Raw genomic sequence first — 11,434 nt, 5'->3', positions numbered from 1 at the left:
CCGCTACGACCGCTGCCCCACCGCCTTCTTCTCGGCCATCGCCCTCGCCGCCACCGTCATCTTCTGGCTATGATCAACGAGTCCTGACCCTAGCGGACGAAACCTCGTCGCCCCTATGACCGCCGTCGACAAGGACGCTGACGCCATCGATATTGCAATAGGTGGCATCGCCATATTTTCGGTTGCCCATGTCGAGCATAGCCACGTGCATCGATTTTGCCGCTCCCGTCGTAATCTCTTTCGGGTGAACTTCCGCAGCCGGTGGATTCCGAACTGCTATTTGTCTACATGTTTCTGCGGCGCTGATGAGGAAGCAGCTGAATGCCTGCTTTTGATCAAACCTGCCGTTCCGGATATCGCTCCGCAACCGCTGAACAATCCCACTTCAAGCCGCTTCGAGCGGTCGGCTTACAGCCTCGTTGGCGGGCGACCTGCGGCATTAACGGATGACCGGTTTCGAGAAGCGGCTCGGGCTGACCAAGTGACCGAAAGTGGGTCTTCTCATCTAGATAAAGTCGTGCCGTTGAGACGTCGTACACGGGCGCGAGCGGAACCAATTTTTTGGCTGGCTGAGTTGACGCTTGGAATTGTGCGATCCGCCATCGGTTGTGGATGGCAGGCGAAAGTGATCACGAACAACGAGAGGTAGCGAACGTCGAGGCGCAGCTTCGATGCTGCCTCGACGTGCCGCCTTCGCTTGGCCAACCCGCCGTCACCCGGCAGGAGTGCATGCTCGTGCTCGACGCACTTGCCCGTGAGTTCGATTCACTGTTCGAACACAGATAGGGACAGGAAAATTGGCAAAAGCCAACCGCAGCGGGACCAGGGCTTTCGCATACATGCGCTTGTCGGTCGATAAGGAGGGCGGTGCGCCCCAGAGCATCGATGCCCAGCGTAGTGCCATTCTCGCCTACGCGGCCAAGCATGACATTATAATCGTCGAAGAGTTTGCCGACGCCGGCTTCAGCGGTCAGACCGACAAGCGTCCCGAATTTCAGCGGCTGGTGCAAAAGGCTACCGCAGCCGATCATCCGGTCGATCTGGTCTTGATGTTCATGTTCAGCCGCATGGCCAGAAACATGCGTCTGTTCTTCGACGTAGTGGGCAAGCTGGACGACGCAGGTGTCGAGGTCCGTTCGATTACCGAGGATTTCGGGCAAGGCCGTGGCCAGCGGATTGGCCGGACGATCGCGGCGATGATGAACGAGGAGCAGGCGCGCGATGCGGCGATTCTCACCCGGAAGAGCCGCAGGGAGAATGCGCGGCAAGGCTTTTACAATGGCGGCCCGGTGCCGTTTGGCTACCAAACCTATGTCGCCCGGCAGGACGGCGAGAAGGAACGGCGAAAGCTGGCGATCGTCGAAGCCGAAGCGGCGATCGTACGCCAGATCTTCGATTGGGCCGACATCGGACGCGGCGGGCGCTGGATCGTCAAACAGTTGAACGAAGCGGGGCGAACCCTGCGCGGTGCGAGGTTCGCCAACAGCAATGTTGCCGGCATTTTGGCGCGCGAGGTGTACACCGGCGTCTATCACGATCGTACCGCCGACGACGATGGGATCACCCCGGACGTGGAAGATGCTATCGCAGTCACCTGTCCCCCGATCATTACCCGGGACCAGTTCGATCGCGTAGCCGCCATGCGGGCAACACGCAATCCCAGGCGAATGGCGCCGCATGTCGCCGCCGGCACCACGCTACTCACCGGCGTCGCCCGCTGCGGTATGCCCGGCTGTTCAAGCGGTATGACGATCCGCACCGGAAAAGGTGGCCGCTATACCTACTACGTCTGCAACGACCGGGTGAACCGTGGCGGCGCCTGTGCCTGTCCGAGTATCCGGCGCGAAAAGCTGGATAGCCTGGTTCTGGATGCGATCGAGGCGAGATTGCTGGGGAGAGACCGGTTGCGCACATTGCTCGCGGGCGTTCTCGATGTCTCACAAAGTCGACAGGCGGAACGTGAGGCGGACTTTGCCCGAAGCCGTTCGGAGCGGACGCGGCTCAACACTGCGATCAGCAATCTGCTGATCCTGATCGAAGAAGGGACGATGAGCGCGAGAGACCCGGCGTTTGTCGACCGCATGGCGACCAACCGGGCGGCACTGGCGGCGGTATCAAGCCGGATCGATGTGCTGGAAGCGCAACTGGCGAAGGGCAAGCGCAGGATCGACGAACAAACGATCGATCGTTTCGGCGACATGCTGCGTGACAAAATGCGAGGCGACGACAGTTCGCTTCGTTCGTCCTACCTCAAGGTGTTCGTCTCGAACGTCAGCGTGTCGGACCATGAGATAGTCATTTCGGGCCCTGTTTCGAGCCTAGAAAATGGCGTCTCTGTCGGACTTCCCGTCAAAGAGGGCGCGGTGCCCATCTTTGACCGGGAGTGGTGCCGCTTACAGGACTCGAACCTGTGACCCCCGCATTACGAATGCGATGCTCTACCAGCTGAGCTAAAGCGGCCCGTCTTGGCTCGGACCGGCTGGTGTCCGGTCGAGGTGGGCGCGCTTAACAGGTGGATTGCGGGCTGGCAAGTGTCTTTGATATTTACGGGCGGTTAACTATGGGGCGTGCAGGTGGGGGGCATGGCCAGGAAGACCGTGATCACCCGCCCGCCGCATGCCGCCGCCGTTCCGGCGGGGGGCGACCCCGAGGATGCGCTGTCGGGCCTGGCGGGGCAGGAGCGGCGGCTTCATGCCCGTGCCTATCACCACTGGGCCTCGCTGCTCGGTGATGCGCGCTTTCCGGTGATCGGGGCACTCGACCCGGAGGCGATCGGCGATTTCGCGCCGCATTCGGTCCTGCTCGATTTTCGGGGCAATCCGGACGATCCCATCATCGCCTATATCGGCAGCGGACTGCGCGACGAGTGCGGGATGACCGGGCGGCCGGAGCGGATCGCCGATCTGCCCCAGGGCTCGCTGCTCGCCCGGCTGACCCTGCATTGCGATCAGATACTCGGCCGGCAGGCTCCGGCCGGTTTTGAGGCCGAGTTCGTCAACGGGCGCGGCCATACCACCCTGTATCGCGCCATCCTGCTGCCCTATTCCTCCGATGGCCTGATGATCGATTTCGTGCACGGCGTGGTCAGCTGGAAGGAAGTGGCCGATCCGCTGTTGCAGGCGACGCTCGATTCGTCGCTGCTCGAATCCTTGGCAGAGCCCGTCACGCCGCCCGCCGAGGATGCCGCCGCGCTGTGGCGCCCGGACACGGCGCCGCGTGCGCCTGCCGCTCCGCCACGCCAAAACGCACGGGTCGCGTTTGCGACCGATGCGGCGCCGGGCACGCCGGTCGTGCTCGTCGGGCGGGTCGACGCAGACGGCGGTGTCGAGATCACCGGATCGGTGGTCGGCGATGCGCGGCTGGCCGACAGGGTATTGCGCGCTTCGCAATGAAAGTTGCGCTGCGGCGCAACATCTTTTCTGCTGCTCCAGAGGGTTGAGCGGCGCGAAGGCCAGGCCTAGGACTAGCGCCCATGGCACCGAATATGTCGCATCCGATGGCCGACGCGATTGCCGCACGGCTGACCCAGGGCGCCCTTCCGGCGGAATTGCAGGGGTTCGGCCCCGCGGAGGTGGCTGCTGCGGCGGCCTTCGTCGCGGGGGTGGCCCATCAGCGGTCGCCGGGAGAGCCGTCGATCGCGCTGGAGCCGATGTCGGGCGACGACACGCATCGCCGGATGCGCCTGGCCATCGTCAATGACGACATGCCCTTCCTGGTCGATTCGATCGCGGCGATGGTGGGCGCGGACGGCATTGCGATCGACCGGGTGATCCACCCCGTCCTGCCCGTGACCCGCGATGCGGAGGGCGAGCTTCAGGCGATCGGCGCGGGCGGTCGGTCGGAATCCTTCATCTATCTGGAAATGGAACGCGCCGATGCGCGCGACCGGCGCGGGCTGGTCGACGACTTACGCGCCGTGCTGGCCGATGTGCGTGCGGCCGTGGTCGACTGGTCTGGGTTGCAGGATGCGCTGGCCGCCGACGCAACTACGCTGGGCGAGAAGAATGGCGAGGGGGCCGCGCTGCTGCTGTGGTTCCTGGGCGGCAAGCTGACGCTGCTCGGCCATGAGACATGGTATGAGGATGGTCGCGATGCGCCCGCACTGGGCGTGGCGAGGACGCCGCACAAGGTTCCGCTGCTCGCCGAAACCTCGCGCCAGCGCGCGCTGGACTATTTTGCGCAAGGTGGGGCGGCGCCGTTGCTGCTCAAGTCCAACGCGATCTCGACCGTGCATCGTTCGGTGCCGCTCGACCTGGTGCTGGTGCCGGTGATGGAAGGGGGCCGCGCTGTCGGCCTGTCGATCCATGCGGGGCTGTGGACCAGCGCCGCGCTCGCCAGCCCGCCGCATGAGGTGCCGGTGCTGCGCACGCGGTTGGCGGCGCTCCAGGCCAAGTTCGGTTTTGATCCGCGCGGCCATACCGGCAAGGCGCTGACCCATGCGCTGACCGCGCTGCCGCATGACCTGGTCACGGCCTTCCCGGCCGAGGCGCTGGAGCAGCTGGCGCTGACCGCCATGTCGCTGGCCGACCGGCCGCGGCCCGAGCTGGTGCTGATCCGGTCGGTGTTGCAGCGGCATCTGTTCGCGTTCGTCTGGCTGCCGCGCGACGAGTTGACCACCGCGCGGCGTGTCGCGATCGGCGACATGCTGGGCGAGGCGGCGAACGGCTCGCTGCTCAACTGGTCGATCGCGCTGGAGGACGGCGTCGTTGCGCTGATCCGCTATACGATCGACCTGCGCCAGGACGGCCGCCTGCCCGATACGGCGGCGCTGTCCGAGCGGCTGCGCAAGATGGTGCGCGGCTGGATGCCCGATGTCGAGGCGGCGCTGGCCGAGCAGGTGCCCGCCCCGCGCGCGGCGCGCCTCGCCCTGCGCTGGGCCAATGGCTTCCCGACCAATTACCGCAATGTCAGCGATGCATCGGAAGCGGCGGCCGACATTCTGCGCCTGGCCTCGCTGGAAAATGAGGGGAGCCGGTCGGTCCGCCTGTTCCCGATCCAGCCGGGGCAGGATCGCCAGCTGAAGATCTACAAGCTGAACGGCGCGCTGCCCTTGTCGGACGCGGTGCCGGTGCTGGAGAATTTCGGCTTCCGCGTGATCGGCGAGCTGCCGACCCGGTTGCGCGACGATGCCGATCCCTTCGTCCACGACTTCATCGTCGAGACCGAGGCGACCACCGAGCCCAAGGGCGCGGCGGTGCTGGAGGGCGCGATCGCCGCCGTGCTGGAGGGCAAGGCGGAGAATGACGCGTTCAACCGGCTGATCGTCGATGTGGGGCTGAGCCCGCAGGCGGTGGTGCTGTTCCGCGCCTGGTTCCGATACTTGCGCCAGGCTGGGCTGCCTTATGGGCTGACTACCGTGGTCGACGCGCTGCGCCGTGCGCCGAAGCTGGCGACCGCGCTGATCGAGCGGTTTACCGCCGCGCATGACCCGCAGGCGGGCGGCGACATCGCTGCTGCGGACGCCGCGATCGCGGCCGGGCTGGATGCCGTGTCGGCGATCGACGACGACCGTATCCTGCGCAGCTTCCGCGACATGATCGCGGCGACCCTGCGCACCAACGCCTTTGCCGAGGCGGGCAAGGAAGCGCTGGCGTTCAAGTTGGACAGCCACAGGATTCCGGGCCTGCCCGCCCCGCTGCCGTGGCGCGAGGTCTGGGTCTATAGCCCCCGCGTCGAGGGTATCCATCTGCGCGCCGGGCCGGTCGCGCGCGGGGGCCTGCGCTGGTCGGATCGCCGCGACGACTTCCGTACCGAGATTCTGGGCCTGATGAAGGCGCAGCGGGTGAAGAATGCGGTCATCGTGCCCACGGGCGCGAAGGGCGGTTTCTATCCCAAGCAGTTGCCGTCGCCCGTCACCGACCGTGACGGTTGGGCGGCCGAGGGCAAGGAAAGCTACCGCGTGTTCATCCGCGCGCTGCTGTCGATTACCGACAATATCGTCGAGGGCACGGTGGTGCACCCGGACGGCGTGCGCGTGCTGGATGGCGAAGACCCCTATTTCGTCGTCGCCGCCGACAAGGGCACCGCGACCTTCTCCGACGTCGCCAATGCGCTGGCGCTGGAGCGCGGCTTCTGGCTGGGCGACGCCTTCGCCTCCGGGGGCAGTCAGGGCTATGACCATAAGGCGATGGGCATCACCGCCAAGGGCGCCTGGGTCTCGGTCCAGCGCCACTTCGCCGAGCGCGGTGTCGATGTGCAGACGCAACCCATCCGCGTCGTCGGCTGCGGCGACATGTCGGGCGACGTGTTCGGCAACGGGATGTTGCTATCCAAGGCGATCAAGCTGGTCGCGGCGTTCGACCATCGCCACATCTTCCTCGACCCTGATCCCGATCCCGCGATCAGCTGGGACGAGCGGGCGCGCATGTTCGCTTTGCCCCGGTCGAGCTGGGCGGATTACGACACCAGCCTGATCTCGGAAGGCGGCGGCGTCTTCCCGCGCTCGGCCAAGACCATCCCGCTGTCGGACGAAGTCCGCGAGGCACTGGGCATCACCGCCACGTCGCTGGAGCCGGCGGCGCTGATCTCGGCGATCCTGAAGGCCCCGGCCGACCTGCTCTGGTTCGGCGGCATCGGGACCTACATCAAGGCGGCGGCGGAGAATAACGTCCAGGTGGGCGATCCGGCCAATGACCGCCTGCGCGTCGATGCCGAAGACCTGCGCGTCATCGCGATCGGTGAGGGCGCCAATCTGGGCGTCACGCAAGCCGCGCGCATCGCCTTTGCCGAGCGGGGCGGGCGGATCAACACCGACTTTATCGACAATTCGGCGGGCGTCGATTGTTCGGATAACGAGGTCAACATCAAGATCGCGCTCAACCGCGAGATGATCGAGGGCCGTCTGGCCGAGGACGACCGCAACAGGTTGCTCGCGTCGATGACCGATGACGTGGCGCATATCGTGCTGGAGGATAACCGGCTCCAGACGCTCGGCCTGTCGATCGCCGAGGCGGACGGGGCGGGCGCGATGCCCAGCTATGTCCGGGTCATCGAAATCTTCGAGAGCGCCGGGCGGCTCGATCGCGCGGTCGAGGGGCTGGCGAGCAACGACGTGCTGTTGCGGCGGGGGCAGGACGGCATATCGCTGACCCGGCCCGAACTCGCCGTGCTGCTGGCGACGGCCAAGCTGACCTTGCAGGACGCGATCGAGAACAGCGCGCTGGCGCTGGACGACGAACTGCTCCCCGATCTGCACGCGGCCTTCCCGCCCGCGATGCGCGAGGCATTCGGCGAGGCGATCGACCAGCATCGCCTGCGCGGCGAGATCGTCGCGACCAAGCTCGCCAATCGCATCGTCAACCGGCTGGGCATCCTCCACCCCTTCGAACTGGCCGAGGAGGAAGGCGCGGCGATGGCCGATATCGCGGCGATGTTCGTCGTGGTCGAGCGGCTGTTCGACTTGGGTGGCCTGTGGACCGCGATCGAGACGGCGGCGATGCCCGAAGCTGCGCGCATCGCGCTGTTCGACGAGGTGGCGCGGGCGACGCGCTCGCAGATCGCCGATTTGCTGCGCGCGATGCCGGCGGGCACGGCCCCCGGTGCGGCGCTGGAGCGGTTGCAGCCGGGAATCGAACGGCTGGCGGCCGAAACGCCTGCGCTGCTACGCGACGAGGCCAAGGCGCAGAGCGCGCGGGTCGTCGCCGCGCTGGAGGAGGCGGGGGCACCCGCCGATCTTGCGGCGCGGGTGGTGCGGGTGTCCGAACTCGACGGTGCGGTGGGGCTGGCCGATCTGGGCCAGCGCCTGTCGCTCGACGAAACGCGACTGACCCATGCCTTTACCCGTCTGGGCCAGGCGCTGGGGCTCGACTGGGCACAGGGTCAGGCGGCGCGGATCAACCCCAGCGATCCTTGGGAGCGCCTGCTGATCGCAGGGCTGGCGCGCGATTTTCAGCAGCAGCGGCTGGACTTCCTGGGCCGTGCGGGCGGGACCGATCCGGAAGCGGCGGTCGAAGCGTGGCTGGAGCGCAACGCCGCGCGGGTCGGTCAGTTCAAGGCGGTGATCGACCGGGCGCGCCTGGCGGCCCAACCCAACGCCGCGATGCTGGCCCAGATCGCGGGCCAGGCGCGGGTGCTGCTCGGGCGGTAAGGGGAGGGGAATACCTGTTACCCGGCGAAGGCCGGGGCCCAGTTGCTGTGTCGCTAAAGGCGCGCAAAACGCCGCGTGGGAGGCCTCTCCTGCGCGGCGTTTTTGGTGTTCACGCGAAGCCGCGAGGACGCAAAGAGAAAGTTTGGTTCGCGCAGAGGCGCGGAGCGCGCAGAGAGTGCGCGTCGCGCGCAGCGCCCTCTATTCTTCCGCGCATGAGGCAGGAGGGCCGCTGGCGCGGCGGGCGGGACACCTCTGCGTTCTCTGCGCCTCTGCGCGAACCAACCTTCTTTCCTCTTCGCGGCTTCGCGTGAGATCAAATGGCCGCGCACTTCTCCAGCAACCATTCGCGATCCGCGCCCTCCACTTCCGGCGCCAGCACCTCCGCCACTCGCGCATGATACGCGTTGAGCCAGTCCCGCTCCCCGGCTGTCAGCAGGTCCGCCACGATCAGCGTCCGCTCGATCGGGCACAGGGTCAGCGTCTCGAACCCCAGCATGTCCCGGTCCGCCCCCGCAATCTCGCGCGGTTCGACCAGCACCAGATTCTCGATGCGGATGCCATATTCGCCCGCCTTGTAATAGCCCGGCTCGTTGGACAGCATCATCCCTGCGCGCAGCGGCTCCATCGCGGCACCGCCGGGATAGTTGGGCGCGGCGATACGCTGCGGCCCCTCATGCACCGACAGGTACGCGCCGACGCCGTGGCCGGTGCCATGCGCATAGTCCAGCCCGACCTCCCAGAGCGGCCGCCGTGCCAGCGAGTCGAGGTGCCCGCCCAGCGTCCCGTCCGGGAAGACGGCGGTGGCCAGGCCGATATGCCCCTTCAGTACCCGGGTGAAGCGGTCGCGCATCTCGTCCGTGGGTGCGCCGATCGGCATCACGCGGGTGATGTCGGTGGTGCCATCCTGATATTGCCCGCCCGAGTCGATCAGGAACAGCTGACCCAATTCGATCGCCGCGTTGGACTCCTCGGTGACGTGATAATGCGGGCTCGCGCCATGTGCGCCCGTCGCCGAGATGGTCGAGAAGCTGGTGTCCTTGAGCAGGCCCGTCGCCTCGCGATACGCCAGCAACTGCGCGGCGGCGGAGAGTTCGGTCTGCCCGCCCTTGGGGCATTCCGCCTCCACCCAGCGCAGGAAGCGCACCATCGCCGCGCCGTCGCGCACCGAGGCGGCGCGGTGCCCGGCGACTTCGGCGGGGTTCTTGATCGCCTTGGTCAGCACCACTGGGTCGCGAAGCGCCAACACCTTGGCCCCGCCCGCCTCCAGCGCCTGCGCGATGGCGGCGACCGCCCGCTCGGGATCGGCGACGACGCGCTTGCCCGCAAAGCCGGTCAGATAGCCCTCGAACGCTGCGCGCTCGTGCAGCCGCACCGCATTGCCCAGATGCGCGCGGACCTCGGGCGTGATCTTCTCGGGCGCGACGAACAGGTCGGTCTCGCCGTCGGCATGGACGATCGCATAGGACAGGGCGACCGGCGTATGTGCGACATCGGTGCCGCGCACGTTGAGCGCCCAGGCGATCGAGTCGAGCGCCGACAGCACCACCGCATCGGCGCGCTGCTCGGCCAGCCATTCGCCGATCCGCGCGCGCTTGGCGGCCGAGCTTTCGCCCGCCACCGCATCGTCCTGCACGGTCAGCACGGCGGGGGAGGGGGCGGGGCGGTCGGTCCAGACGGCGTCGATCGGGTTGGCCGTCACCGCGACCAGTTCCGCCTCACGATCCGCCAGCGCGGCGGTCATGTCGGCCACCTGCTGGCGCGTGTGCAGCCAGGGGTCGTACCCGATCCGCTGCCCCGCCGCCGCCTCGCGACCCAGCCAGGCCGCCACGCTGTCCTGCGGCACGGGGATATAGGCATAGTCCTCGCCCGACACCTGCTCGCGCACCTGCAGCGTATAGCGGCCGTCGGTGAAGATCGCCGCCTTGTCCGCCAGCACCACCGCGCTGCCCGCCGAACCGCCGAACCCGGTCAGCCAGCCAAGGCGCTGCGCATAGTCGCCGACATATTCGCTCATATGCTCGTCGGTCAGCGGCACGACGAAACCGTCGAGCCCTTGGGCGGCCAATTGGGCACGAAGGGCGGCGAGGCGGGCGGAATGGGACATGGAACAACCTGAATGGAATAGGATGGCCGGGTCTAGCCCTGTGTCCGCGCAGCGTCGAGCCTTGCGGATCATGGCGCATCGTATACGATTGCGATGGGAGGATAGCGGATGATCGACCGGCGAAGCATTTTGGTAGGAGCGGGCGCAGCGGCGCTGGCGAGCAGCATGGCGCGGGCCGCCGAAGCCCAGGCGTTTCGCCCTGGCGAGGTGTGGAGCGACACGAACGGCGTCGCCATCAACGCCCATGGTGGCGGGCTGCTGCGCCATGGCGGGCGCTGGTGGTGGCATGGCGAGCACAAGACGGCGGGCGAGGAAGGCAATACCGCGCTGGTCGGCGTCCATGCCTATAGCTCCACCGATCTGGTGAACTGGCGCGACGAGGGGGTGGCGCTGGCGGTATCGGACGATCCGGCCAGCCCGATCACGCGCGGCTGTATCCTGGAGCGGCCCAAGGTCGTCCATAACCGCCGCACCGGCCAATTCGTGATGTGGTTCCATCTGGAGCTGAAGGGGCGCGGTTACGGCGCGGCGCAGGCGGGCGTCGCGGTCGCCGACCGGCCGCAGGGGCCGTTCCGCTTCCTGCGTGCCGGGAGGGTCAATCCGGGTATCTGGCCTGCCAATGCGACGGCCGAGGACAAGGCGCCGGGTACCGTGCTGGCGCGCGACTTTGCCGGCGGGCAGATGGCGCGCGACATGACGATCTTCGTCGATGGCGACACGGCCTGGCATGTCTATGCCTCGGAGGAGAATGATACGCTCCAGATCGCGCGGCTCGCGCCCGACTGGACGCGCCATGACGGCTATTATGTCCGCGCGCTGCCGGACGGCGGGAACGAGGCGCCCGCGATCTTCAAGGCCAAGGGGCGCTATTACATGTTCGCCTCAGGGCTCACCGGCTGGCGGCCCAATCCGGGGCGGGTCTATGTCGCGGACCGGGTGACGGGGCCGTGGCGCGCGCTGGGCAATCCGGTGCGCGGGAGCGAGGATGACCGGAAGACGACCTTCCACTCGCAATCGACCTTCGTCCTGCCGCTCCCGCCCGAGCGTCCGGGCGGCGAGCCGCGCTTTATCTTCATGGCCGATCGCTGGCGGCCGGAGAATGCGATCGACGGGCGTTATGTCTGGTTGCCGGTGGAATGGGAGGGCGAGACGCCGGTGCTGCGCTGGCGGGAGAGCTGGACGCTGGCGGATGGTGGAAGGGCTGAATCCCACCTCCGTTCAGCCTGAGCGAAGTCGAAGGCCAC

The 11,434-nt window shown here is 67.2% G+C and carries 6 protein-coding genes and 1 tRNA gene; 5 read left to right on the top strand and 2 right to left on the bottom strand.

Going from position 1 to position 11,434, the window contains the following annotated elements:
• Nucleotides 1-115: 115 nt before the first annotated feature.
• Nucleotides 116-649 carry a hypothetical protein gene (locus tag QZ546_RS12345; RefSeq protein ID WP_294237878.1) on the top strand — a complete coding sequence of 178 codons (534 nt, stop codon included), beginning with the start codon at nucleotides 116-118 and terminating at the stop codon, nucleotides 647-649.
• A 148-nt stretch (nucleotides 650-797) separates the two neighbouring features.
• A complete protein-coding gene (locus QZ546_RS12340) occupies nucleotides 798-2,414 on the top strand; it encodes a recombinase family protein (protein ID WP_294237875.1) in 1,617 nt (538 codons plus the stop codon).
• On the opposite strand, the gene QZ546_RS12335 is transcribed toward QZ546_RS12340, so the two are convergent.
• Nucleotides 2,385-2,460 (bottom strand) — tRNA-Thr (locus tag QZ546_RS12335). The genes QZ546_RS12340 and QZ546_RS12335 overlap by 30 nt on opposite strands.
• Nucleotides 2,461-2,582: 122 nt before the next feature.
• Between QZ546_RS12335 and QZ546_RS12330 the strand changes: the two genes are divergently transcribed.
• A complete protein-coding gene (locus QZ546_RS12330) occupies nucleotides 2,583-3,392 on the top strand; it encodes a hypothetical protein (protein ID WP_294237873.1) in 810 nt (269 codons plus the stop codon).
• Nucleotides 3,393-3,484: 92 nt separating this feature from the next.
• Complete coding sequence (locus QZ546_RS12325) at nucleotides 3,485-8,086, top strand: NAD-glutamate dehydrogenase domain-containing protein (RefSeq protein ID WP_294237871.1); 4,602 nt, start codon at nucleotides 3,485-3,487, stop codon at nucleotides 8,084-8,086.
• Between the two features lie 313 nt (nucleotides 8,087-8,399).
• Here QZ546_RS12325 and QZ546_RS12320 read toward each other — a convergent pair whose 3' ends face one another.
• A complete protein-coding gene (locus QZ546_RS12320; RefSeq protein ID WP_294237869.1) occupies nucleotides 8,400-10,190 on the bottom strand; it encodes an aminopeptidase P family protein in 1,791 nt (596 codons plus the stop codon).
• 108 nt (nucleotides 10,191-10,298) lie between these two features.
• Between QZ546_RS12320 and QZ546_RS12315 the strand changes: the two genes are divergently transcribed.
• Nucleotides 10,299-11,417, top strand: a complete 1,119-nt coding sequence (locus QZ546_RS12315) for a glycoside hydrolase family 43 protein (RefSeq protein WP_294237866.1) — start codon at nucleotides 10,299-10,301, stop codon at nucleotides 11,415-11,417.
• Nucleotides 11,418-11,434 lie beyond the last annotated feature (17 nt).

The organism is uncultured Sphingomonas sp., assembly GCF_913062585.1.
Lineage (GTDB): Bacteria > Pseudomonadota > Alphaproteobacteria > Sphingomonadales > Sphingomonadaceae > Sphingomonas.
This window is presented reverse-complemented; position numbering and strand designations above follow the sequence as displayed.

What these genes read in the sequence shown, in the direction of transcription:
- QZ546_RS12325 (WP_294237871.1), top strand. Translation starts at nt 3,485, where the DNA reads ATGTCGCATCCGATGGCCGACGCGATTGCCGCACGGCTGACCCAGGGC.
- QZ546_RS12330 (WP_294237873.1), top strand. Translation starts at nt 2,583, where the DNA reads ATGGCCAGGAAGACCGTGATCACCCGCCCGCCGCATGCCGCCGCCGTT.
- QZ546_RS12315 (WP_294237866.1), top strand. Translation starts at nt 10,299, where the DNA reads ATGATCGACCGGCGAAGCATTTTGGTAGGAGCGGGCGCAGCGGCGCTG.
- QZ546_RS12345 (WP_294237878.1), top strand. Translation starts at nt 116, where the DNA reads ATGACCGCCGTCGACAAGGACGCTGACGCCATCGATATTGCAATAGGT.
- QZ546_RS12320 (WP_294237869.1), bottom strand. Translation starts at nt 10,190, where the DNA reads ATGTCCCATTCCGCCCGCCTCGCCGCCCTTCGTGCCCAATTGGCCGCC.